The following is a 24,447-nucleotide window of genomic DNA, read 5'->3' as shown; positions in this document are numbered from 1 at the left end:
GCGCGGGTATGGGCGCGTCCGTCACTCCCCGGTCCCCTGCCTCGGGGCGCGTCCGGGTCCGGCGGGCCCGGCGAAGGCCTGCGCGATGCCCAGCCACGCGTCGGCGTCGGCCCCCTCGGCCCGGACGGCGAGGTCGTCGCGGTGGGCGCGCTGGGTGACGAGCAGGCAGAAGTCGTGCAGCGGCCCGGTGACTCGCTGGGCGGCGCCCTCGGGCCCGTACGCGATCAACTCGCCGCCGGGGCCCTCCAGTTCCACCCGGAACTCCTCACCGGGTGCCTCGATCCCCCGGACGAGGAAGGCGTAGTCGCGGGCGCGTACCCCGATCCGCGCGACGTGCCGCAGCCGGGCGGTGGGGGTGCGGGTGACACCGAGCGCGTCGGCCACGTCCTGGCCGTGCGCCCAGGTCTCCATGAGCCGCCCGGTCGCCATGGAGGCGACGCTCATGGGCGGCCCGTACCAGGGGAACCGGGTCCCGGCCGGGGCCGCCCGCAGGGCCTCCTGGAGGCGCTCGCGCCCGGTGCGCCAGTGGGTGAGCAGGGCGCCGGGGGCGTACGCCGCCACGACAGCACCGGCGCCCTCGTCGACGAAGCCCTCGGGGTCCCGCAGCGCCTGCGCGACCTCGTCGCCGAACCGGCCGGGGTCGGTGACGGAGAGCAGCGCCACCTCGTCGGTCCAGCTCAGATGGGCCACCTGATGGGCGACGGTCCACCCTGCGGCAGGTGTCGCCCCGGCCCACTGCGGGGCGCTCAACCCGGCTACCAGCAGGTCGAGTTCCTCGCTCTCGCTGCGCAGATCGTCGAGCACGGCTGAGGCATCGGACACGGTGCGCTCCCCTCGGGGCGTGGCGGTGTGCCCCGGAGCCTGCCAGCGGGACAGAAAACAATCAAGCATGCTTGCATTATTTTTGCCGCGCGGTGCCTCCCGGGCGCCTCCCCCGGGCTGAGCGCCCGGAGGTACCCGATAGGTACCCGGCACCGGGGGCTACCCCCACTGTCACCGGGGGCCTGAGGCAGTCACGTACCGGGCGGGCAGCCCCATCGACCGGGAATGCGATTCCGAGACCTATTGGTGATGTCCGAAGGGGCGCCCACCGGGCCCGCCGGACACAGTGAAAACTATCCGTCCCCAGCTGTTCGGGTCAGACGTGCTGGCGGCGGCTGGACCGGTGGCAGAAGGCGGGGGTCTTCGACCGGCTGCACCAGGTCCTGCTCGCGGAGCTGAACGCGGCCGGCGAACTCGACTGGTCCCGGGCAGGCGTGGACGGCTCCCACATCCGGGCGAAAAAGAGGGTGCCGACACCGGTCCGTCGCCGGTCGACCGGCGCAAGACCGGCAGCAAGCACCACTTGATCTGCGACGGTCGCGGCACCCCGCTCAAGGTCATCACGACCGCGGCCAACGTCAACGGCATCACCCAGACCCTCGCCCTGGTCGACGGCATCCCGCCCGTCGCGGGCCGCCCCGGCCGGCCCGCTCCGGCGCGCGGCCCGAGTCGGTGAGCCCAGCCCCGCCGCTGTCGCCGTGTTCGGCTGGCCGGATGTGCAGCGAGCGCGGCGCGGCTCGCCCGAATACGTATAGGTGATCCGGTCATTCCGGATATTGCGGACCGCGTGAGAGCCGTACGGTCGTGTGACCTGTCAGCGGTGGATCCGGTGGCAGGAAACCGCGACACCGAGGAGATGACGTCATGGCCGAGATCTACTTCCAGGTCAACGTCCCCACCAGGAGCTCCGTACAGCCCGAGCGATGCGGCCTGCACGTCTTCACCGGGGCCGCCGAGACCGAGTCGGAGGCCCTCCGCGCCGCGCGCGAGGCGTGCGACGCGGCGGTCGCCGCGCAGAAGGCGGGCTTCGCCCTCCCGCGCCGACGCCCGGACGGCTGGGGGGCGCATGGGATCCGCTCCGGTTGGGTGCTCGACTGGAAGGCTGCGACCGTTGCCGTCTGGGAGCATGACAGAGGCTTCCGGGCCGCGCGGCCTCCGCTGCCCCTGGCGTGACGGCTGCCCTCCGTAGCGGGCAGTCAGCCCCGAACGGTCCATCGAGCGGCCGCCCTCACAACGTGCCGCCCAGCCGGTGGCCGAGATCGCGGCGCGAGAGCGCGCCCGTCTTGCGCATGGCTCCAGCGATGTGCTGCTCGACGGTCCGTGGGGAGAGGTGCAGGGTTGCAGCGATCTCCCGGTTGGTGAGCCCGGTGGACGCAAGCTGTGCGACCTCCGCCTCCCGGGGCGACAACTGGTCGGTGTGCGAGGGGCGGCCGGGAGGCCGGCCCTTCCTGGCCGGCTGTCGGGTACGCAGCAGGGCCCTGGCCCGTGTCGCGTCCCAGACGGCACCCAGATCGGTGAAGTGCTCTGCGCATACCTCCAGTTCGGCAATCGCCGTAGTTGCGGCGCGGTCGAGCGTCGGGCCCCTCGCGGAGTCACCGCTCGCCGTACCGGACCGGAAGCCTTCCGGCGTGCTGCCGGCAGTGTCAGCCGCGAGGACGCAGCGCGCGGCTCCCTCGGCGGTCAGGGCCCGGCTGTACGGGCGGGGCAGCTCCGCGTAGGCCACCGCCGCCTTCCGGTACGACTCCGCAGCCGCCGGCAGACCGCTCGGCTTCTCCTGAGTCAGCGCTTCCGCCTCAGCCAGCACGGCCCGGCTCCACGCCAGCGAGGCTCGGGCGGCGGGAGCGTCGCCCTCCCCGATGCCTTGGGCGAAGGCCCGGACCATGGCCCGCGCCCCGGCCGTGTCGCCCGCGCGCGCCAGTGCCTCCACGGCCCACGGGGCGAGTTCCGCGGCCCAGGGCCACACCCCCTTGTCGGCCACCACAGCCCAGGCCGCACGTGCCTGCTCCGCGGCGGCGGACACCTCCTGGCGGGCCAGCGTCAGGCGGATCACCGCGCCGGCCGCCGTCGCTCCCAGCGGGACCGGCAGGTTCTCCGTGACGAACGTGCCCCGCTGAGACAGCCAAGACCTGGCCTCCCCCCAGTCGCCCTGAGCGACGGCGAGCAGTCCGCGTACGACGTAGGCGTCCGAAGCGATGAACGGCATGTCCGCAGTGGCGGCGATGAAGTCCTCGCACCTGCGTGCCAGGCCCAGCCACCGGCCCGTCCACCATTCATGGAGCAGCCGCGTCCCCAACGCGCTGTGCTCGGTGTACGGCGCTCCGCTGCGCGCCGCCAGCTCGCGCCCCTCTGCCAGCAGACCGTCCGCCCGCCCGTAGAAGCCGAGCCAGACCGCGGAGTCCGCGGCGTTGCACAGACCGCGTGCCGCCTGCCGGGCGCAGCCGAGGTCCGTGCTCTGCACGGGAAGTTGCTTCACCAGGTCCCATGCCTCGGGGGCAGACCAACTCATTGCGAGTCCAACATGGTTGGCCAGTACCGCCGTACGCATCGCGTCGTCGCCGTTGTCGTCCGCCGCTGCCACGGCCCTGATCAGCCAGCGCTTGTGGACATCGAGGGAAACGCCCGGCCAGTACGGCATGACCAGGGCGGCCATGGCGCGGGCGGCCAGGGGGGACCGGGCCTCGCGCAGTTCGGTGGCGGCGATCTCCAGGACTCGCCAACCGTCGGTGAACCGGCCCACCTGGTTGCACAGCATCAGCCCCAGGTCGAGCCGCAGCTCTCCCCGTACGGCAGGGGGTAGATCCGCGTCCTGCACGAGCTGCGCGAGCACTTCCACGGTCTGGTCCGAGCGCAGCCCGGTCACCGCGTTGCGGGCCAGCAGGGGAGCCAGCCGGGCCCGGGACCGCGGGGGAAGGCCGGGGGTGGCGAGCGTCCGCTCCAGGAGCGTGATTGCCTGCTGATGGCGGCCGGACTCCGCCGCCGACTCCGCCGCCTTCTCCACCGCCCTGAGCCATTTCTGTTCCTCGCCGGCCGCCCGGTGATGTTCGGCGACAGCGGCCCAAGGCACGGGCTGGCCGTGACTGAGCATGGTCGCCGCCCGCCGGTGCAGATCTTGGCGTACGGGGCCGGGCACGGCGGCCCGGACGGCAGCGGCGGCCAGCGGGACCGCGAAGCCGTAGCGCCCTGTACTCACCTCCGTCAGGGCGGCGCACTCCAGGGCCCCCAGCAGCGCGACGCCGCCCGGTACGGCCCCGAGTCCCGCCACGGCGATCAGTTCGTCACGGGCGGCGGGCCCGTCGAGGACCGCTGCCGCCCAGACCAGCGGCCGGTGCGCCGGAGGCAGCGCGTACGTGCGGCTCAGCACCAGCTCCGTCAACCGGGTCGGCACCCCGGCCTCGGACACCTCGGCGGCTGTGCCGGTGAAGGCCGGCCGCCGCTCCCGGAGCAGGGTCAGGAGATCGACGACCACCCGGGGCACTCCACCGGTCCGCTCGCGCAGCGCCCGCGCTGCCTCGGCCGTACAACCGCCCAGCACCTCCGCGGCCGCCCGGCGGACGCGTTCCTCGTCCCAGGGCGTCAGCCGGTCCGTGAGTACCGTGAGCCGGGGTGGATAGGCCATGGCGGCAAAGCCCAGCGGCAGACCGGGAACGGGAAGCTCTTCGGGCCGGTAGGCCACGACCGCCGCCGAGCCCGGCGCCAGCCCCTCCAACACCTGGCGCAGCCGCCGCAGCTCGTCCTCGTCCGCCCGGTGGACGTCGTCCACCAGCAACAGGGTCCGCTTCTGCCAGAGCTCGTCCTCGTCCGGCTGCCCGTCGCCAGCTCCGCACCGCCACCACAGCCGGACCACGTCCGACGTCTCGGGCAGGCCGGACAGTTCGTGGAGCAGATGACTCTTCCCCAGACCGGCGGAGCCTTCGACGAACAGCAGCACCGGCTCGGGATGCCGGTCGGCGAAAGCACGTGCGAGGGAGCGCAGAGCGAGACCACACGTCGCGATCACGTCGCCACCCTCGTTCTCCATCTTCCCCATTGTCGGTGAACGACAACGGGCCGCACATCTTACGAGCAGCCGCCTGCGGTCACATTCCGCTCACGCCCGGGCGGACCCGGGCGTGCGGAAGTTCCATCGGCTGTACCACGCGCAGCGGAGCACGCTCGGCCGACTGCTGAGAAGCAGGGCGCAGTGCCATTCCGGCTGGGACCCCGAATGGCGGCGCGCGCAGGTTCCTTCCGCAAGCCCGGTCCCGCCGCTCGAAGCTATGCCATCCCTGTGCTCCCTTATATCCGAGATGGCGGAAATACGGATACCCGATTAACGCCCCGGTGGCCCTGCCACGACGGCCTCCGGCCCGCAACACGCTGGTCAGGGCCTACGTACTCAGCACTCGATGATGTTCACTGCGAGCCCGCCCCCGAGCCGTCTCGTTGCATTTCACGCTCATGCCCCGGGTCTCCTTCATGGTCTTGATGACTTTGCCGAGGGACACCCTGGGTGGCTGCGATCGCTCCGCAGTGGCCCGCGCCGTGGTGACCGCCTTCACCGCCGCCATGCCGTTGCGCGTGGTGCAGGGATCTTGACCAACGTGCCGACCGCGTCGAGGTCAGGCCCAGGTTGTGCTTCATGCCCTCTCTACATGCGGGGGGGGGCCGCACGGAACCTTCTGCCCCAAGGGAGGGAGCCGAGCACCGAATCCTGCAGCAGCATGCTTGGCCAAGCCGCACTGGACGCCCACTGAGCTTCCCCTCAGACGTGCCCGTCCACGGGTCGACGCAGCGTCTCGGCCTTCCTTGTGCGGCGCGCACGCGCGACAGTCTGCATGGTGCCGTGCCGTTCCTCGGGACCAATGAGCGGGACGTGGCGGCCGAGGCGGCCGTAGGCCAGGTCACCGCCCAGCAGCTTCCGGCGGTGGCCGATAGCCTCACCGGACACTGCTGGGCACAAAGTGATGGTGATGACCAGATGCCGGGTGGGCCAGGGGATTTGTGGTCAGTACGTACAGCGCTTACGTCAGCGTCACAGCGGAGTGATCTCCGCGCGTGACTTTACCTTCAGCTTGCGCAGTACCTTGGCCACGTGTTGTTCCACGGTGCGAGGGGACAGGAACAGCGTTTCGGCGATTTGCCGGTTGGTGTGGCCGAGCGCTACCAGCTTGGCCACCTCGCTCTCCCTGGGTGAGACCTCGTCGCCGTAACCGCGGCGACCGCGACGGGAAGGCAGGGTAAAACCGTGAGCGCGTAGCGCCCGCCGGCAGCGCCCGGCGTCCCTGAGTGCCCCGATCGCCGTGAACTCGTCCACAAGTGACATCAGCTCTTCGGCTCCTTTACCATCCTTCTCAGCCATGCGCCATTGGGCAGCCGCTTCTGCTGCACGGGCTGCGTAATAAGGCTGTGGCAGCGCGGCGTATGCGGCCTGGGCACCGTCGAAGGCTTCAATGGCTTCCGCGATGTTCGCGACGCCCGCTGCGAGGGCGCCGCGGCACATCAGGAGAGCGGCGGCGGCTGAGCGTGCACTCCTTCCCTCGATGCCACTGGCGAACTCTTCGACCACCCGCTCGGCTTCTGCCGGGAAACCGGCGTTCACCAATGCGACCACGGCAGCTGGGGCCATCTCGCCGGCCCATGTCCAGGCGCCCTTGCGGCGGATCCGGGCGATGCCCCGCTCTGCTGCGGCCCTGGCTTCCTCGGACTCGCCCCGTTCGGTGTGCAGCTGGGTCAGGGCTGCCGACGCGGTGACCACTATCGTCGCGGGTGCGTTACCGGGATCGGCGAGGCCAGCCGCGTGGAGTTCGTCGGCTGCCTCTTCCCAGTCGCCGATTGCGCAGGCGAGCAGGCCGAGGACGAGGTGTGCGTCAGCCGCAATGCCGGAGACGCCCTGGACCACCTCCAGGGTATGCCTCGCCCGGTCGGCCAGCCCTTCCCAGCGGCCCGTGCACCAGTCCAGGCGCAGTGCCGTGCCGTCCACGATGCCTTCGAAGAACGAGGCACCACACGCGGTGGCGAGCCTTCTGCCTTCGGTGCGGAATCGTTGCGCAGCCTCGAAGTGTCCGTTCCAAGTAGCGGCATCGGCGAAGTTCCCACAGGCCCGGGCGGTCTGTCGTGGGTCATAGCCGTCTCCTGCACTGCCTATGAGCGCCTCAGCCTCTTTCCACACCGAAGGGTCGCCCACGGACATTCGCAGCGCCAGGTGGTTTCCCCGTACCGCCGTGCGCACTGCGGAATCGGGCTCTTGTTCCACCAACCGCTCGGCTCGCTCAATCCATTGTTCGTAGACCTGAATCGGATGATCACCCCAACTCGGCATGGCCAGAGCCGCCATACCGCGGGCCGCGAGTGCGGGGCGTTCCCGCAACTCTTCGACTGCCAGCTCGGTGTGGGCACGGCCCGACTCGTAGTCACCCATCTGGTTATTGAGCAAGAGACCGAGATTCAATCTGATCTCCCCGCGTGTGCCTTCGGGGATGCCGCTGTCCCGGACGACCGAGCTCAGCAGTTCGACCGCCCGGCGGTGGGCCAGGCCCAAGACCGCGTCCCGGCTCAACTCAACAGCGATACGGGCGTACTCCGAGCGGCTGAGCCGCGCGTCGGCCAGCAGGTCCTCAAGGACCCTCACCGCGAGCGGGAGGTCGCCCACCTCGCGTGCCGACGTAGCGGCGGACTCGGCGTAGCGCTGCCATTCCACTACCATTCCCGCCTGCCGAGCGTGATGGGCGAGCTGGACCAGCGGTTGTGGCTCTTCGGCTGCCAACGCCCACAACGCCTGCTGATGCAGTCGGCGCCGGTCGGGACCAGGCAGCGCCGAGTAGACGGCCTGCTGCGCGAGAACGTGCCGAAAACCGTACCGGTCCTGGCTCCATTCGTGCAGCACCCCCGCGAGAAGCGCCTCACGGATCGCGACCGAGCACGTCTCGGCGCTGTCAGACTGCACCGTAGCCTGCATGACCGCCCCGATGAGAGCCTCTCCCGCGGACACACGGAGCACTGAGGCGGCCCGCACAGCCTCAGCCGCGGCGGGCGACAGCAGATGCATCCGGTCGGCGATCGCGTCCTGTAGCAGGGTGGGCACCGCCATGCCCTCAAATACCGTGCTGTCCGTCGCAATGCCGGCCTGCGCTCCGCCGGGCAGTGCCCTGACCACCTCCTCCACCATGAACGGTATGCCTGCGGTGAACCGGTGCAGTTCCTCCGCGAAGCACGTCGCAATCTGGCGGACGCTAGTGATTGCGGTGAACATGCCGCGCACGCCGTGTACATCCAGCGGCTCAAGCGCGACCAGAACCGAAGTGGTGCCCCGCGGAGGCCGGTAGGCGCGTCCGAGCGGCAGTCCGGTTTCCGGCAGGTCTTCTCGACGATAGCTGAGAACCGCGGACACGTTGGCAGGGGGATCGTCAACCAAGAACCGCAACAGGTCGCGGGTGCCGTCGTCAGCCCAGTGCAGGTCCTCGACGATCACCACGGTCTCGCCCAGCGCCGAGAGGAGCGCGCGGACGGCGCGGAAAAGCCGGTGACGTTGGGCACGTGGATCATGCACGGGTTCGGGCGCGGACGGCAGATGGTCGGCGAGTTCAGGCAGGTAAGGGCGCAGTGTGCCGCATACCGGGTCGAGATCAGTCGGCAGATCGCCGGCCAGAAGGCGCAGCAGATCGAAAACGGGACCGTAGGGGAACGGCTCGCGCAAGGGATGGCAACTGCCGAACAGAACTCGCCGTTCCCGTACCGACGGATGCTGCAGTGCTTCGGAGATCAACCGGGTCTTGCCGATGCCGGCCTCCCCTTCTACGAGAGCCACGGCCGGCGGGCTGTTCGTGGCGTCCAGCAGGGACTGCAACTCCCGTGTTCGTCCGACCAGTACGGGGGCCTCTGGGGCGGCAAAACGAGGAGTACTCATCATCAACTCCGGCCGTTGGGATCCACGCAAGGCGGAGGATACCTGCCTGTTACCCAGGTGACTGCGAACTGACAGGAAAATGATATGAGCATGCCAGGCACAGATGCAGGTCGCCGTGTCGGCCGCACAGCCGACCTTCCCACGACACCGCGCCGCACAGTCTGGCATCGGGGAGGAAGCCAGACCACGCGGCAGGCCACCGGGGCTGTCGCAGACCCGGTTGAAGTCGACGGTCGCCCCGGAGCCGGAGCAGTCGTAGCCCAGTGCACAAAGACCTGTAGGGGGAGGCCATGTGATCGGAAACGGCTGCCGTACCGGCGACCGGGACGAGTCCCGTCGGCGACACCAGCAGGTGCCCGGTGAGCCGATTGAGTCTCCTCCAGCGACCACCACCTTCCTCAATGACGAAGGATTCACCGGCACCCGGCCAGCTGACCGCCCGAGACGCTTCTCACTCTCAGCGAATCGACTCAGCGAAACAATCCGTAACCCCGTAAGTAAGGCCACGTATTGCCGGAAAGGCCACTCAGCATGACCCTCTCGTTCAGATGCTGGAACTTCGACGGCGGGGTCTTCCGCTCAGGCAGCTGACCCGCCGCCGCACCGAACGTCGGATCCCAGAATCTTCAGGTGGTTCTGGGGTCCGACCGCGTGCCAGGGCCACAACAGGCTCACAGCCGTCACGTAGACAAGGCGTACGACATCCCCTGTCCAAGTACGTAGGCCGCCACAGCGCCCAGCTCCAAAGAGGAAAGCAGTTCCTCGTTCGCCGATCGACGACCGACTCGTTCGAGAGCTCCACGACGTGCCGACCGAAACCCGGAACGTGGCCGAGCAGGCACGAGCCCAGGCTCAGATGGACGCTGGAGCATCCCGGCGGGGCTCCCCCCCCCGCCGACTCCCAAGCGGAAATCTGGCTACATGAAGGCTACGGGGCGGGTCATAGGGAAGTGGGTTGGCGTCGGCCAGGGGGCCCGGCCGACGCCAACCTTTCGCTGGACCGCCCCCGTACCAAGCGCTCGTCGCCGTGCTCGCGTGGAAGGAACCGAACCTCACCCCCGCGACTACGAGAAGCGTGCTCCAACTGACCGACCTCGCCCGCGCTCTCGACGCCGGCGTCCAGCGCATGCCGTGCCCCGAGGCGGCTGTCGTCTGTGACTTGCCGGACTCAGCCCAAACCGACAAGGACGCTCGGTGAACGGCGCGGGGCACGTAGACGGGCCGTACGCGGTGGGGTCCGTTCCCCGCGCATCGTGGCAGCCAGGAACACAGCGCTCGCTGCCGGGTGCTACCCAGCAGCGGCGATGCCTCTGCTCTCTCAGCCCGCATCGCGGTTGAGGATTCCTACGTTGGTCAGCGGATGTACAGGCAACCCCGCCGGTGACGCTCGGTTACAGCAGCGGGAAGATCGCCGTCGATGGTGACTGCTCCCTTTTCCGCTCATAGCCCCACTGACGAGACCGGGGTGCTGGCTGCGCGAACGACGCGCTTTTCCTTCGTACTGAGTAATGCGCCACCTCTCCGCTGAGCGGCGGCCTGTGAGCTCAGGGCAGGAACGGGAACGCCTCCGCCATTTAACAGGTGGGCCTACCTACCGATAGCCGGATTGTTTCCGCATCGCTGAACGCACAAGGTGAGGGCGCCATCGGTCCTGACGCATCCACGTCAGGACCGATGGCCCCCCCGATCTGGAGGAACAGTTATGCGTACAGGGAAAACACGTTTGAGAACAGCCGGGCTCGGCGCCATCACGGCGACGATGCTCGCGCTGTCCGGCGGAGCGGCCATGGCGGCGCCGCCAGCCGCTGGGGCGCCTGGGGGCGCCATCCTCAACGCGAAGGCGGCAAGCGCGATTGAGGGCCAGTACATCGTCGCGCTCAAGGGCGAGGCGTCCACACAGGCAGGATCCGAGGCGCGGGTCACGTCCCAGGCCACGGCCCTGGCCGAGGAGCACGGCGGCGACGTGGAGCAGGTCTACTCTGCGGCCTTCCGCGGGTTCGCCCTGCAGGCCACCGAACGGCAGGCGAGAAAGCTCGCGGCGGACCCGGCCGTCCGCTATGTCGAGGCCGACGGCATCGCCAAGGCCACCGGCACGCAGCCCAACCCCCCGGCCTGGGGCATCGACCGCGTCGATGGCGGGCTGGACGACAGCTACACCTACCCCAACGACGGATCCGGCGTGACCGCCTTCGTCGTGGACACCGGGGTGGACCTGGGCCACCCCGACTTCGAGGGCCGGGCCACCAGCGGCTACGACTTCATCGACGGCGACAGCGACGCCAGCGACTGCGCGGGTCACGGGACCCACGTGGCGGGCACCATCGGCAGCAAGAGCTACGGCGTCGCCAAGAACGTGGACATCGTCTCCGTCCGCGTACTGGACTGTGAAGGCAGCGCCCCCTGGTCCACCGTGATCGCCGGCATCGACTGGGTCGCCCAGAACGCCACCGGTCCGTCCATCGGCAACATGAGCCTGGGCGGCGGCGGCAACACCTCCGTGGACGAAGCGGTGCAGGGCGCGATCGACTCCGGTGTGCAGTTCGCGGTGGCGGCAGGCAACGAGTCCCAGAATGCCTGCAACACCAGCCCGGCCCGCGTGGCGGACGCCATCACCCTGGGTGCCACCACGCGCAGCGACAGCCGCGACACCGGGTACTCCAACTACGGCCGCTGCCTGGACCTGTTCGCACCGGGCAGCAACATCACCTCTACCCGCAACGGCGGCGGCTCGCAGAACATGAGCGGCACCTCCATGGCCACGCCGCACGCCGCGGGCGCGGCTGCGCTGTACCTCTCCTCGCACCCGGACGCCTCCCCGGCCGAGGTCGAGAGCGCGCTGGTTGAGAGCGCCGAGTCGGGTGTCGTCGGCAACGCGGGGAGCGGTTCGCCGAACTTGCTGCTGAACGTGTCGGACCTGGGCGGCGGCGGATCCGAGCCGGGTGATGGTCCGGTGGCGGAGTTCTCGGCGGAGTGTGCGGCGTCGGGGCTGTCCTGTGACTTCGACGCCTCGGCGTCCAAGGACGAGGACGGTTCGATCGCCTCCTACGCCTGGAACTTCGGCGACGGGAAGAGCGGCCAGGGCGCCACTCCCTCGCACACGTACGCCAAGGCCGGTACGTACGAAGTGACGCTGACGGTGACCGACGACGACGGCAACAAGGACAGTGCGACTGAGCGGGTCTCGGTGGGCGCACCGGCCGGTGGGGCGCCGTCGGCCGCGTTCACAGTGTCCTGCTGGTACGAAGCATGCGACTTCGACGCCAGCGACAGCACCGACGCCGACGGCGACATCACGTCCTACGCCTGGGACTTCGACGACGGTCGCACCGGCAAGGGCGCCACCGTCTCGCACGAATACCCCGCAGCCGACGACACGTACACCGCCAAGCTCACGGTGACCGACGCGAGCGGCAACAGCGACACCACCACCCGCACCATCGACTGCTGGGACTTCGGCGGCAGCGCCTTCTGCTTCAGCAGCTAACCCACACCACCATGCCCCGGCCCGACCCGTGACCAGCGTCACAGGCCGGGTCGGGGCCCTGGACGTCTGCATGCACCGCGGCTGCTGTCCCAGTACTCGATCAGGCGTCGTCGCGCTAAGGGCTGTCCCGCAATTCCTGGTGGATCAGCGCGCGGCGTCAGATGCGGTGCATCGCAAGGCGGAGGAACGCCCGAATACTGGATGTATTCGGGCGTCCCGACAACGCAGCGAGGTGCCGCATCTGACGCCGCGCGCCCGCCAGGAATTGCGGGACAGCCCTTAGGCCGACCACGTGGCGGGTACGGTCGGAGACCAGGCCAGCCGGAAGGCGAGCAAAGAAGGCGCCACCGTTCGGCGCAGTGATCCGAGTTGCAGAACCCGCCGAAGCACGATGACCTGAGGCCCGCGATCAAACTCGGAGGTCGTACCCAAAGTAGAACCGTGAAATATGCTGCTAAGGGCTTGCCGGGAATCAATACGTCGGTTTGATTCCCGGCAAGCCCTTAGGAACGAAAAAGCCATGACTGAGACCGTACGGAAGAACCGCCGCCTCCGTCCCGCCATCGTGGGTATCTGCCTGGCCGCCGCACTGACCGGAATCTCCGCCTGTGCGGATTCGACTCCGTCCGATTCCGGGACTTCGAAGAGCCCCGGCCGGTCATCCCACCAGAATCCCGAGAGCCCGGCCGCCGCGAAGCCGTCGACGCCCGCCGCCGCGGCGTCCCTCCGCATGGTCGAGAACGGTGACCACAGCCTGGCCTTCCACGTCACACCCGGCTGCCTGCCGGCCCTGGTCCTGGACGCGGGTGGCGGCGAGGACTCGTCGTACTGGAAGAAGATAGCGCCCGAACTGGCGAAGAAGACCGGTTCGATGGTTTTCACGTACGACCGGGCCGGAATGGGGAAGAGCGACGAGGTTCCCGGGGCGTGGAACGTCGAGAACGCGGTTTCCGATCTGAAGGCCGGACTGACGAAGCTGGGAATCACCCATGACGTGATCCTGGTTTCACATTCCCAGGCGGGCGAGGTCGCCACGTATTTCGCCAAGGAGAACCCGAATTGGCTCACGGGCGCCGTCCTTGTCGACGGAAGCCTGCCCCAGTTCTACACGGACGAGGAAACGGCGAAGATCGAAGCCGCGAACAAGGCCCAGGTGGAGGCCCTCAAGGACCAGCCCTCGACGCAGCAGACCCGCCAGCTGCTCGCCACCGCTGACGGCTACGGCCCGATGCACCGCGCGTACCACAAGGTCTCCTGGCCCCAGAGTGTCCCGGCGACGGCCATCGTCTCGGAGAAGACCCCCTTCGAGACCCCCGACGACGCCCAGCTCTGGCGCGACGCCCAGCAGGAGTTCGTGAAGGGGGCCCCGAACCGCGACCTCGTGACCGCCGCGAAGAGCTCGCACGACATCGCCAACGACCGCCCGGATGTCATTGTCACGGCGGTCACGAAGATACTGAAGACCGCCGGCTGACCGTGGGCGGAGGAGGAACGGCACCGCCCCGCACGGTCGGCGAGACTGTGGGGGCGGAGGCGGAGGCGGTGGCGGTGGCGGTGGCGGTGGCGGTGGCGTCACAGTGACAGCGTCGCGCGGGTCATTCCTGAGAGAATTCATGGGTGGCACGCCGGTTGGGCTGGGACACGGCGGCCAGGCGCTGAGGTGGCCACAGGTCGTCCCGCTCGTTGAGACTCACCTCAGAACCCCGGCGCAGCAGCCAGATCACCTCGGTCTGGAAGTGCAGCACGGCATCGCCCGGCGTGCGGTCCAGCAGTCCGGAGACCAGGCGGATCATGTCGTCCTGTTGGTCCGAGTAGTCGCTGGACCTGCCGGGTTGGAACCGTCCCCAGACCGTGGGGGCGAATCCGAGGTCGGTGATGACGGGATCCCACGGCTGCGGTGTCTCCTTGCCGATGCGGACCCACATGCCCTTCGTGGTCAGTGCGCCGTCGTCGAGGACCAGCGCAGGGGTGATGGACTCGTCGAACAGCCCAGCGGTTCGTGCGATGTCGCAGAGTTCACGGGCGACCTGCGAAGCGGTCTGCTCTGTCGCCATGTCGAGGCTGTAGGAAATGCTCATGCGAGCCGTACCGTCGAGAGCCGAACCGAACGCGTCGGCCATGACAGAAGGAACAACTGCGGTACGCCCCGGACAGCCGCGGCCGCCATCACTAACGTCATTCCCACCCCGAGTCCTTGAGGCTCGGGCCGCGATCGGAGCGGCCCGAGCCTCCCAGTCATACAGCAGGTCAGGCGGACTGAGTCACTCCGCCGGCGCCCGCCTTCGCCGGTGCGACGCCGAAGATGTCCACCGCGTGGTAGTACGTCCAGGCCGTGGCGTTGCACGAGGTCAGCTTCGCGCCGGAGTAGGCGGCGCAGACGCGCTTGAGGTCCTCGTACAGCGCGGAGTCCAGGCGGGCCTTGTTGGCGGAGAACGTGCCGGCGGCCTTGTAGTTGCGGTAGCCGAAGTCATGGCGGGCGCAGGCCGTTTGGAAGGGGAAGCCGAACGGGTTGTCGGGCGAGCTGCTGCAGTAGTCCGTCGACCAGTCGAAGCCGTACGCGGCCCAGGCGCCCTGGTTGTTGTGGGCGGCGTTCCAGGCGTTGTAACTGGAGGCGCTCGTCTGGGTCCAGGAGCTGAGGACCTGGGGCTTGTCCGCAGGGGCGGCGGAAGCGGATACGGCGGGCAGCAGGGCGAGCGGGAGCGACAGGGCAGCCGTTGCGAGCAAGGTGGCGAAGCGGCGACGCATGAACAACCTCCGGAGAGTGTGGGGGAGTTGCCGTAGCTGTGCGCCTCGTGGGTCTCATGAGGCAGCTCCAGAATGCCGTCATGTACATGGCGAGTGAGGCAGTTTCGTCAATTAGCCTCGCCGTTTCGGTCAAGATGGGGCCGGAAGCGGGGAGGAAATACGAAAAATGCCTTCTGAGCTGGGACGATGAACCTCGTCGAGGGGCTCTGTCGGCCCAAGCGGAAGGCAGCCGCCTCAGACCAACCGAAACGGCGCGGTGCCGTGGCTGTCGTCGCGCGCCCGCCGGGGATGACGGGACACAGTCTTTAGCGCATCAGCGTCTCGTAGCCGGCGTCTCCGCAGTACTCCCCGAGGCGCCCCTCCGCCTCGGAGTCACCGTTCTTCAGCGCCGCCACCGTCGCCTCACCCAGGGTGCGGCCTCCGCCGACGGTCTCGTCCAGGAGCGGTTGCATCGCGAGGAAGGCGTCCTCGGCGACGGCCCCGACCTCGTCGTAGTCTGACGATTCAGACGCGTCCGACTCCGCGTCCGACTCCGCGTCCGAGTCCGCGTCGGAGTCCGCGTCGGAGTCCGTGCCCGCCGCGTTCCGCGCCTTCTGCCACGCCCCCAGCTGCGTGCAGTAGCTCCCCCGCTGCTCGGCCAGTTGCTGCTCGCTCTTGCCGTCGGACGAGGAACACCCCGCCGACATCGCCACCAGGGCGAGGACCGGGAATACCGTCCTGAGTACGCGCACCACGTTGCCCTCCCCGGCCGGGACTCCGCCCGCTCGACGCCTCGCTGTCGCCCGCAATTTCCGCAGCAGCATACGCCCTTGGAGCATCCCGGCCGATGGCCATCGCCCGGTCGCAGGCGAAGGGTTCAAGGCTCCGGAGCGGTCAGGGCCTCGCGCCGCACGGCTCGTCCCCCGTGCGAGCTACCCGCAAGTGCCCGCTGCGTGGTGACGATTCCGGACCGCCGAATCCGTAGCGTTCATGTCAGCCGAGGCAAGCAAACGCGGTGCAGGAACAACTCCCCTTGCACCCACGTGAGTTGCCTGGTCACAGAAGGCGGGCCAACGGCATCTGCCCGCCTTCTCAGCTGGTTGTTCGGACTATTCGGAGGACGAAATGGCGCGCAATATCAGGACCACGGTTGTCACCACTCTCTGCTGCATCACGCTCGGCGCGGGGATCACGGCGTGCGAGGAGACCTCCCCCACGCCGTCGAAGGCGTCGGCCGCCGCGGACTCGTTCTCCGGGACGAAGAAGATCCGCGTCGAGGGCCGTTCGGTGAACGTCTCCTGCTCCGGCGGTCAGGCGGACGGCAAGCCGGTCGTCATCGTGATGGCCGGGCTGGATGACGGGCTGAAGAAGACGGCCGCCTTCCGGAAGATCCTGAGCGAGAAGAACCGGGTCTGCTCCTACGACCGGCTCGGGGAAGGCGCGAGCGACGCGCCGGCCGGCCCGCAGACCATCGCCGCCAGCGGGAAGATCCTCACCGGCGTGCTCAACCAGGTCGTCGGCGACGGACCCGTCGTCCTGGCCGGGCACTCGCTGGGCGGGCTGCTCGCCGCCCGGTACGCCCCCGACCACCAGGACCAGGTCAAGGGGCTGGTGCTGATGGACGCCACGTCGCCGACGTCGAACGGCGACATCGAGAAGGTGATCCCCAAGTCGGCCACCGGCGACAGCGCCGACCTCCGCACGCAGACCGTCGCGGTCGGCGAGGGGCAGAACCCGGAGAAGCTCGCCTTCCCCGACGCCGAGGTGCGCTCGGCCGGGAACATCCCGGTGGAGGTCATCCAGCACGGAACCAAGTACCTCGGCCAGTTCCCCGTGTACGGGAACGGCCTGGAGAAGGTGTGGTCCGAGGGGCAGCACAAGTGGACCGCCGTCTCCGGCCGCAGCAAGCTCAGCACCGCCGCCGACAGCGGTCACTACATCTACGTCGACCGGACCGAACTCGCCGTCAAGGCCGTTCAGCGCGTCGCCGCGCAGGCCGCGGAGTAGTCCCCGCCGAGCCGTCCCGCGGCTTCCGCAGGCCCCTCACCTGGCTGCGTACCGCGCCCATGCTCGCCCCGATGACCAGGGCGATGGCCAGGGCGTCCGTGGTGGAGAGCGCCTGATTGAGGATGAGGAAGCCGGCCGCGGCCGCGATCGCGGGTTCCAGGCTCATCAGGATCGCGAAGGTGGCTGCGGGCAGTCTGCGCAGCGCCATCAGTTCGAGGGTGTACGGGAGGACCGAGCTCAGCACCGCGACGGCCGCGCCCAGTCCGAGCGTGCTGGGCACCAGGAGCTTCGAGCCCGCCTCCATGATGCCGAGCGGCAGCGAGAGCAGGGCCGCCACCACCATCGCCATGGCCAGTCCGTCGGCCTGCGGGAAGCGGCGGCCGGTGCGGGCGCTGAAGATGATGTACGTCGCCCACATGGCTCCCGCACCGAGGGCGTACGCGGCGCCCACCGGATCGAGCCGGTCGAAGCCGCCGCCGCTCAGCAGCAGGACCCCGCCCAGCGCGAGGGCCGCCCAGACCACGTTGACCAGGCGGCGCGAGGCGTAGACCGAGAGGGCGAGCGGGCCCAGCACCTCCAGGGTGACGGCCGCGCCGAGCGGGATGCGGTCGGCGGCCTGGTAGAAGAGCGTGTTCATGGCGCCCATCGCGACGCCGAACGCGAGCACCGTGCCCCAGTCGGCGCGCGAGTGCCCGCGCAGCCTGGGGCGGCACACCACGAGCATGACCAGCGCGGCGGGGGCCAGCCGCAGCGTGACGACACCGAGGGCGCCCGCCTTCGGCATCAGCAGGACCGCGACCGCCGCGCCGAACTGGACGGAGAGGCCGCCCGCCACCACCAGCGCGATCGGGGCGAGCGCGGCTCCGCGCCTTCCGGCACGGCCCGGCTCGCCCGGTCCGGCAGGCTCGCCCGGTCCGCCGAGGGCGGTGACCGCTTCCGGAGTGGCGAATGCTGCGGCCGATTCCGCGGCGGTGCCCTGGTCGTTCACCTGTGGCCTGACTTCCTGAGTTCACGAATTACGTCACATGCAATGCAATGCCATGCAGCGCAATGCAGCACAGTGCAACACACTGCACTATCCAATTGAAGATACTGCACTCATCTCGTGCAGCCCATCCCCTTACCGTAAGCACCTCCGCGCGGCGTGTGAAATGCCGACTGGGCTCCCGTTATGCTTCCCGCGCATGAGTACAGGACAGGGCGCGGACCGGAGCACGGGGACAGGCCGGGGCACCGGCGCGAGCGCCGGGCGTGGGGTCGAGATCCGGCATCTGCGGGCGTTCCTCGCCGTGGCGGACGAGTCCAGCGTCACCCGGGCCGCCGCCCGGCTCCGGCTCACCCAGCCCGCCGTCTCACGGACCCTGGCCGCCCTGGAGCGGCACCTCGGCATCCGGCTCGTCGACCGCTCCACCCACCACCTGGTCCTCACCCCCGAGGGCGTCGCCTTCCGCGACAAGGCCGCCGCCGCGGTGGCCTCCTTCGACGAGGCGCTCGACCCCGGCGGACTGCGACGGCGGCCGCTGCGGCTCGGGCACGCCTGGTCCGCGTTCGGCCGGTACACCACACCACTGCTCCGCAGCTGGCAGGAGCGGTATCCGCAGACCCCGCTCGAACTCCTGCGAATCGACGACCGCACGGCCGGGCTGACCCGTGGCGAGGTCGATGCCGCACTGCTGCGCGGGCCGGTCGAGGCGCCCGGTCTCCTCACCGAGGTGCTGTTCGACGAGAAACGGGTCGCGGCCGTGGCGGCGGACGGCCCACTGGCCGCCCGCGCCGCGCTCCGGCTCACCGACCTGGCGACCGGCACCCTCGTCCTGAACACCGTCTCCGGCACCACCACCCCCGACCTGTGGCCGCCGTCCGCACGGCCCGCCGCCACCCTCACCGTCGGCAACACCGACGACTGGCTGACCGCCATCGCGGCGGGCCGGGGCGCCGGGGTCTCCACCGCCTCGACCGCCGCCATGCACCCGCACGCCGGTGTCGTCTACCGGCCGCTCACCGACGCCCCCACCGTGCCGGTACTGCTCGCCCGCCGCGACGCCCCCGGCCATCCGGCGCTCGCCGATCTCGCGGCGCTGGCCCGCGAGATCGTGGGGCGAGACGTCACGGAGTGAGCGCCGGGGAAACCGATCCCGATGTCCGCGCGGGAATCCCCCGCCCCGGCCGCTGGATCAGGTGGCCGCCTGTTGCTGTAGCTACATAATGTAGCTACATTCGAAGCATGGAAACGATCGGGCTTCGCGAACTCAACCAGAACCCGTCCAGGGCCGTGGCCCTGGTGCGCTCGGGCGTGCCCATACTCGTCACCGATCGCGGCGTACCGGTCCTGCGCATGGTGCCCGAGACCGAGACACCCGATCCGCTCCGCCGCATGATCGAGTCCGGGGATGCCACGCCCCCGGCCGAGCAGGGCATGCCGGATCTGGCGCCCGACCTCGCGCCGGAGCTGCCGAGCCTCTCCGGCCTGCTCCTCTCGGAGCGCGACGAGGAGCGCCGGCGTTGATCTACTTCGACTCATGCGCACTGATGAAATTCATCAAACCCGAGCCGGAGTCCGCAGCCCTGCGTGCCTGGCGCGCGGGGCTGCCCGAGGGAACCGAGCTGCTCACGAGCGATCTGGCCCGACTGGAGATCACCCGCACACTGCACCGGGCCGGAGCTGATCCCCAGCGCATCGCCTACTTCACGGCACAGGCCGTCCGGGGCGTCTACCTCATCGACCTCACCACCACCGTGCTGGCGCGCGCCACCGCCTACCAGGCGCGCAGGCTCGGCACCCTGGACTCGATCCATCTCGCCACCGCCGAACCGTTCCGGGTGGGCCTCACCGCCTTCGTCACGTACGACGGCGAACTGGCCCGAGCCGCAACGGACTTCGGACTGCCGGTGCACGCGCCGGCTTAAGAGTTCCCTGATTCCAGCCCCTCCGCCAGAACCTCCGCCAGGTGCCGCGCCCGCACTCCGCCCAGCTGGTCCAGCTGGGTGCGGCAGGAGAACCCGTCCGCCAGGATCTCCGTACCCGGCGCCGCCTCCCGTACCGCCGGCAGCAGCGCGTCCTCGGCGCAGGCCGTGGAGACGTCCCAGTGGCCGCGTTCGAAGCCGAAGTTGCCGGCCAGCCCGCAGCAGCCGCCGGTCAGTTCGCCGGTCAGGCCCGCCCGTTCGCGCAGCCGGCGGTCCGGCCCGTCGCCCAGGACCGCGTGCTGGTGGCAGTGCGTCTGGCCGGTGACCGGGCGGTCCAGGCGCGGGGGCCGCCAGTCGGGGGCGTACTTCTCCAGGTACTCGGCCAGGGTGTGGACCGAGGCGGCGAGTCCGGCGGCGCGGGGGTCGTCGGGGAGGAGTTCCGGGAGGTCGCCGCGGAGGGTGGTCGCGCAGCTCGGTTCGAGGACGATCACGGGGGAGCCGTGCGTGCCGGCCAGCCGGTCCAGGGTGCGGCGCATCACCGAACGGGCCCGGTCCAGCTGCCCCGTCGAGACGTACGTCAGGCCGCAGCACAGTCCGCGACCGGGCGGGAGGATCACCCGGCGGCCGGTCGCCGCCTCCACGACCCTCACCGCCGCCCGGCCCACCTCGGGCGAGAGGTACTCGGTGAAGGTGTCGGGCCAGACGGTGACCACCTCGTCGTCGGAGAGGAGAGACGTCTCCTTCCCCCAGCGCCTGCCCAGCCACCGGGTGAACGTCTCGCGCGCCAGGACCGGGATGCCGCGCTCCGGTGCGATCCCGGCCGGCCGCTTGGCGAGGGCCGCGAGCGGCCGCACCCGTGCCAGCGCGTTCAGCAGGCCCGCGAAGGGCGACGCCAGGCGCAGCCACACCGGGAGCCGGCCCATCGTGTAGTGGGCGGCGGGGCGCAGCCGGTGCCGGTAGTGGTGGTGCAGGAACTCCGCCTTGTACGTGGCCATGTCGACGCCCACCGGGCAGTCGCTGCGGCAGCCCTTGCAGGACAGGCACAGGTCGAGCGCGTCCCGTACCTCCGTCGAGCGCCAGCCGTCCGTGATCACCCCGCCCGCGGGGCCGGCCAGCATCTCGTGCAGCAGCCGGGCCCGGCCGCGGGTCGAGTGGGCCTCCTCGCCGGTCGCGCGGAAGGACGGGCACATCACGGCCGGGCCCGCGGCCTCCCGCGTACGGCACTTGGCGACGCCGACGCATCTGCGTACCGCCGCCGAGAAGTCGCCGCCGTCGTGCGGGTAGCCGAACGCCACGTCGACCGGCTCGCGGGGCAGCACGTCGAAGCGCAGGTTCTCGTCCAGCCGGGCGGGGCGGGCGAGGATGCCGGGGTTCATGCCGCCGTCCGGGTCCCAGAGGTCCTTGAACCGGGTGAAGAGGGAGACCAGTTCGCTCCCGTACATCTTCGGCAGGAGTTCGGCGCGGGCCTGCCCGTCGCCGTGTTCGCCGGAGAGCGATCCGCCGTGTGCGACGACGAGCGAGGCGAGTTCCTCGGAGAAGCGGCGGAAACGGGCCACGCCGTCGCCGCTCAGCAGGTCGAAGTCGATCCGGACGTGGATGCAGCCGTCGCCGAAGTGCCCGTACGGGGTGCCGCGCAGCCCGTGTTCGGTGAGCAGGGCGCGGAACTCGCGGAGGTAGGGGCCGAGCCGGGCGGGCGGCACGGCGCAGTCCTCCCAGCCGGGCCAGGCCTCACCGCCCCCCGGCGTCCGGGTGGCGGTGCCGGCGGCGTCCTCCCTGATGCGCCACAGCGCCCGCTGCCCGGCCGGGTCGGTGACGACGGCGGTGTCCACCGCGTCGGCGGACGCGGTCCGGGCGATCCGTTCGGCGTGCGCCCGTGCCTCGGCCGGGGTGGCGCCGCCCGTCTCGACGAAGAGCCAGGCCGCGCCGCGCGGCAGCGCGGCCGGTTCGCGTACGAGGTCGGCGGCCATGCCCTCGACGGTCAGCGGGTGGTGCGGGAGGAGGCCGGGGGCGGCCTCGGCCGCGGCGGACTCGTCGGCGTAGCCGAGTACGGCGAGCGCGCGGGCGGCGGGCGCCTCGACGAGCCGCAGCGTCGCCTCCGTCACCACGCCGAGGGTGCCCTCGCTGCCGCAGAACGCGCGGGCGGGGTCGGGGCCCCGTTCGGGCAGCAGCGCGTCCAGGGCGTACCCGGAGATGCGGCGCGGGAGTTCGGGGAATCCGGTACGCAGGAGGGCGAGGTGGCCGGCGACCAGCTCCGGCAGCCCGGCGGGCCCGGCCGCGCCCCGTTCCAGGCGCAGGGTGTCGCCGCCGTAGCGGGCGACGGTCAGGGCGTGGACGTTGTCGGCGGTGGTGCCCCAGGCGACCGAGTGCGAGCCGCAGGAGTTGTTGCCGATCATGCCGCCGATCGTGCAGCGGCTGTGCGTGGAGGGGTCCGGGCCGAAGGTGAGCCCGTGCGGTGCGGCGGCGGCCCGCAGGTCGTCCAGGACGACGCCCGGCTGGACCACGGCCGTACGGGAGCCGGCGTCCAGCTCGACGACCGACCGCAGATGGCGGGTGAGGTCGAGGACGACGCCGGTACCGGTGGCCTGCCCGGCGATGGACGTACCGCCGCCGCGCGGCACGACAGGCACCCCGTGCGCGCGGCAGACGGCGAGCGCGGCGGCGATGTCGTCGGCGTCGCGCGGGGCGACGACGCCTAGCGGCACCCGGCGGTAGTTGGACGCGTCCATCGTCGTCAGGGCCCGCGCGGTGGCGTCGAACGCGACGTCGCCGCGTACGGCGGAGCGCAGCGCTTCGGCGAGTGCGGTGCGGTCGGTTCCGGTTGTTGCCTCACGAGGTGCCATCCGGCCAGGATGCCGCCGGTCCGGGCCGGCCGCCGGCCGCATCCTCACGTTTCCGCCGAATACGTCAAGAGGACGCCCCTGACCTGCGCCAGGGGCGTCCATCCTTTCGTGTTTCTGAGCCTATGCGGATCAGGCGGACACAAGGCCCAGTACGAGGTGCGGGTAACCGGCGTTGATTCGGTCTCCGAGCTTGATGCCGAGGCCCGAGATGAACTCTTCGAGCTGTGCGATCCCGCCCTCGACGGTCTCGGCCTCACCCTTGAACTCGAACTCGATGAACGTGCCGAGGTCGGCGACGGTGTCGAACGCGACCGCGACGTCGCCGCACACCCATTCCTCGCGGACCTTGTCCACGGTGACGAGCTGCTTGAAGTCGAGCGCGGCGAGGAGCTTGGTGACGGCCTCGGGCTCGGTGACGGGCGACTCGAACTCGTCGCAGTGGGTCTTGACCTTCTCCTCCAGCGGGTACCAGCGCTTGAAGTTCAGCGACGCCTTCCCCTCGCCCTCCTCGCGGACCCGCAGCCACTCGGAGATGACGTCGTCGGCCAGGAAGTCCTTGTGGGGAGCGTTGTAGTAGGTATCGATCTGGCGGGACTCCCTGCCCTGCTCCGCGCCCCGCTCAGTGAGCGTCGCCTTCAGATCCTCGGCCGGGCTGATGAGCTGGAACTTCTGCTCGATCTCGACGTGCTTCATGCGTGGGTCTCCACTGCTGTGTGGTTGGGCATGGTGTCCGGGAAGAGCATGGCGCGAACGGGAGCCATGACGGCTCGAATCGCGCCCATGTCCTCGTCAGTGAGCGGTTCACCCACGGAGTCGAGGTTGACCGTGATCTGTTCGGCGTCCCGGAAGCCGATCAGTACGGGGACATCGGGGACATCGGGGTCAGCGCCGAGGGCGTATCGAAGGGCGACTCGGATGCGGTCGCGCAAAGACACTCCGAACCGGTCTCCGAGGCCTCTCAGACCTGCGTGGATCGCGTCGAGGGCGGCCATACCGAAGCGCGGGTCGCCGTGGCGGTGATCAGCTGTGGGGAAGATCCGGGGCCGTTCCGGATCGTGTGCCCCGATCAGGAGCCCTTGACCAAGAGCCTGCTTGATGAGGACTCCGGTCCCGTTCTGTCGCGCGAGAGCGAAGATGTCCGTCTCCCGCGGCCCGTAGGCAGGGCTGAGCAGGTTGTGGCGCACGGTGAGTACATCCGGGCGCACCAGACCGAAGAGGCCCAGGAATCGCGCCGAGGCCGCGAGCTGCGGATGTCTCGGGGCCGACGCCCACTCGACAGCGAACTCGTGCGGGGCCTTCATCCCGATGGCTCGCACGCGGCCGCCTTGTTTGAGGGCCTGGAGCGTTTCCAGGGCCTCGGGGAGGTAACGGTCGTCGGGGCCGAAGTCCGCGCTGTGCAGGAAGTACACGTCGAGGTATTCGGTCCCCAGGTTCTCGCAGGTTGTCTCGAACTGCCGGAGAATCTGCGAGGCGGAGTACGGGTGCTCAGAGGTGCCGGCGAAGAATCCGACCTTGCTGGATACGGTCACGCGGCTACGGTCGATCTGCGCGAGGAGACGCCCCACGAGCCGTTCCGAGCGGCCCATCCCGTACACGTCGGCCGTGTCGAAGAACGTGACTCCCCGGTCGTACGCGCGGCCCAGGCCCTCGAATGCGGACTCCTCGTCCACTTCAGCCCATCCGATGGAGGTGCCTCGGTTCGTGGCCAGCCCGCCGATCGTCCAGCACCCAGCTCCGAGAGCCGAGACATCACGATCGAGGCCGTGAAGGAATCGCTTGTCCAT

At 70.1% G+C, this 24,447-nt stretch carries 18 protein-coding genes and 2 pseudogenes; 8 read left to right on the top strand and 12 right to left on the bottom strand.

Annotation, left to right across the window (positions count from 1 at the left end; all coding sequences use genetic code 11):
* Nucleotides 1-21 precede the first annotated feature (21 nt).
* Nucleotides 22-822 carry a TIGR03084 family metal-binding protein gene (locus ACZ6S6_RS22445; protein ID WP_469706708.1) on the bottom strand — a complete coding sequence of 267 codons (801 nt, stop codon included), beginning with the start codon at nt 820-822 and terminating at the stop codon, nt 22-24.
* 296 nt (nt 823-1,118) lie between these two features.
* On the opposite strand from ACZ6S6_RS22445, the pseudogene ACZ6S6_RS22440 reads away from it, so the two are divergent.
* Both ACZ6S6_RS22440 and ACZ6S6_RS22435 read left to right on the top strand, forming a co-directional pair.
* A pseudogene (locus ACZ6S6_RS22440) lies at nt 1,119-1,471 on the top strand (transposase); the annotation flags it as partial.
* Between the two features lie 215 nt (nt 1,472-1,686).
* The gene (locus ACZ6S6_RS22435; RefSeq protein ID WP_469706707.1) at nt 1,687-1,995 is read left to right on the top strand and encodes a hypothetical protein; all 309 of its coding nucleotides are present in this window, start codon (nt 1,687-1,689) and stop codon (nt 1,993-1,995) included.
* Nucleotides 1,996-2,050: 55 nt separating this feature from the next.
* On the opposite strand, the gene ACZ6S6_RS22430 is transcribed toward ACZ6S6_RS22435, so the two are convergent.
* The 4 genes and pseudogenes from ACZ6S6_RS22430 to ACZ6S6_RS22415 form a co-directional block, all read right to left on the bottom strand.
* A complete protein-coding gene (locus ACZ6S6_RS22430) occupies nt 2,051-4,840 on the bottom strand; it encodes a helix-turn-helix transcriptional regulator (RefSeq protein ID WP_469706706.1) in 2,790 nt (929 codons plus the stop codon).
* Between the two features lie 349 nt (nt 4,841-5,189).
* Nucleotides 5,190-5,387, bottom strand: a pseudogene (locus ACZ6S6_RS22425) (L-serine ammonia-lyase, iron-sulfur-dependent, subunit alpha); the annotation flags it as partial.
* A 176-nt stretch (nt 5,388-5,563) separates the two neighbouring features.
* Complete coding sequence (locus ACZ6S6_RS22420) at nt 5,564-5,749, bottom strand: hypothetical protein (RefSeq protein ID WP_469706705.1); 186 nt, start codon at nt 5,747-5,749, stop codon at nt 5,564-5,566.
* Between the two features lie 84 nt (nt 5,750-5,833).
* A complete protein-coding gene (locus tag ACZ6S6_RS22415) occupies nt 5,834-8,704 on the bottom strand; it encodes a helix-turn-helix transcriptional regulator (protein ID WP_469706704.1) in 2,871 nt (956 codons plus the stop codon).
* Nucleotides 8,705-10,427: 1,723 nt separating this feature from the next.
* Here ACZ6S6_RS22415 and ACZ6S6_RS22410 point away from each other — a divergent pair.
* Together ACZ6S6_RS22410 and ACZ6S6_RS22405 are read left to right on the top strand one after the other, a co-directional pair.
* A complete protein-coding gene (locus ACZ6S6_RS22410) occupies nt 10,428-12,188 on the top strand; it encodes a S8 family serine peptidase (RefSeq protein WP_362964035.1) in 1,761 nt (586 codons plus the stop codon).
* Between the two features lie 520 nt (nt 12,189-12,708).
* Nucleotides 12,709-13,662 carry an alpha/beta fold hydrolase gene (locus tag ACZ6S6_RS22405; RefSeq protein WP_469706703.1) on the top strand — a complete coding sequence of 318 codons (954 nt, stop codon included), beginning with the start codon at nt 12,709-12,711 and terminating at the stop codon, nt 13,660-13,662.
* 121 nt (nt 13,663-13,783) lie between these two features.
* Here ACZ6S6_RS22405 and ACZ6S6_RS22400 read toward each other — a convergent pair whose 3' ends face one another.
* The 3 genes from ACZ6S6_RS22400 to ACZ6S6_RS22390 form a co-directional block, all read right to left on the bottom strand.
* On the bottom strand, nt 13,784-14,266 hold the full coding sequence (locus ACZ6S6_RS22400; RefSeq protein WP_469706702.1) for a SitI3 family protein: 483 nt from the start codon (nt 14,264-14,266) through the stop codon (nt 13,784-13,786).
* A 169-nt stretch (nt 14,267-14,435) separates the two neighbouring features.
* Nucleotides 14,436-14,933, bottom strand: coding sequence for a phospholipase (locus ACZ6S6_RS22395; protein WP_362955920.1), 498 nt, complete (start codon nt 14,931-14,933; stop codon nt 14,436-14,438).
* Between the two features lie 305 nt (nt 14,934-15,238).
* A complete protein-coding gene (locus ACZ6S6_RS22390; protein ID WP_469706701.1) occupies nt 15,239-15,667 on the bottom strand; it encodes a hypothetical protein in 429 nt (142 codons plus the stop codon).
* Nucleotides 15,668-16,037: 370 nt separating this feature from the next.
* Between ACZ6S6_RS22390 and ACZ6S6_RS22385 the strand changes: the two genes are divergently transcribed.
* Nucleotides 16,038-16,919, top strand: coding sequence for an alpha/beta hydrolase (locus tag ACZ6S6_RS22385; protein ID WP_469706700.1), 882 nt, complete (start codon nt 16,038-16,040; stop codon nt 16,917-16,919).
* Here the strand turns inward: ACZ6S6_RS22385 and ACZ6S6_RS22380 are convergent.
* Nucleotides 16,879-17,907, bottom strand: coding sequence for an EamA family transporter (locus ACZ6S6_RS22380; RefSeq protein ID WP_362955927.1), 1,029 nt, complete (start codon nt 17,905-17,907; stop codon nt 16,879-16,881). The genes ACZ6S6_RS22385 and ACZ6S6_RS22380 overlap by 41 nt on opposite strands.
* A gap of 196 nt (nt 17,908-18,103) precedes the next feature.
* Here ACZ6S6_RS22380 and ACZ6S6_RS22375 point away from each other — a divergent pair, with 196 nt between their 5' ends.
* From ACZ6S6_RS22375 to ACZ6S6_RS22365, 3 genes are all read left to right on the top strand, one after another.
* The gene (locus ACZ6S6_RS22375) at nt 18,104-19,036 is read left to right on the top strand and encodes a LysR family transcriptional regulator (protein WP_362955930.1); all 933 of its coding nucleotides are present in this window, start codon (nt 18,104-18,106) and stop codon (nt 19,034-19,036) included.
* 107 nt (nt 19,037-19,143) lie between these two features.
* A complete protein-coding gene (locus tag ACZ6S6_RS22370) occupies nt 19,144-19,425 on the top strand; it encodes a type II toxin-antitoxin system Phd/YefM family antitoxin (RefSeq protein WP_362955933.1) in 282 nt (93 codons plus the stop codon).
* Entirely contained in the window at nt 19,422-19,826 is a 405-nt protein-coding gene (locus tag ACZ6S6_RS22365) for a type II toxin-antitoxin system VapC family toxin (protein WP_362955936.1), read from the top strand. Before ACZ6S6_RS22370 ends, ACZ6S6_RS22365 begins: the two co-directional genes overlap by 4 nt.
* Here ACZ6S6_RS22365 and ACZ6S6_RS22360 read toward each other — a convergent pair.
* From ACZ6S6_RS22360 to ACZ6S6_RS22350, 3 genes are all read right to left on the bottom strand, one after another.
* A complete protein-coding gene (locus ACZ6S6_RS22360; RefSeq protein ID WP_469706699.1) occupies nt 19,823-22,663 on the bottom strand; it encodes an FAD-binding and (Fe-S)-binding domain-containing protein in 2,841 nt (946 codons plus the stop codon). The genes ACZ6S6_RS22365 and ACZ6S6_RS22360 overlap by 4 nt on opposite strands.
* A gap of 129 nt (nt 22,664-22,792) precedes the next feature.
* Nucleotides 22,793-23,356: a class IV adenylate cyclase gene (gene cyaB / locus ACZ6S6_RS22355; protein ID WP_469706698.1), complete on the bottom strand. Its 564-nt coding sequence runs from the start codon at nt 23,354-23,356 to the stop codon at nt 22,793-22,795.
* The gene (locus ACZ6S6_RS22350; protein WP_469706697.1) at nt 23,353-24,447 is read right to left on the bottom strand and encodes an aldo/keto reductase; all 1,095 of its coding nucleotides are present in this window, start codon (nt 24,445-24,447) and stop codon (nt 23,353-23,355) included. Before ACZ6S6_RS22350 ends, cyaB begins: the two co-directional genes overlap by 4 nt.

It is taken from the genome of Streptomyces sp. NPDC048671, from assembly GCF_055587045.1.
This window is presented reverse-complemented; position numbering and strand designations above follow the sequence as displayed.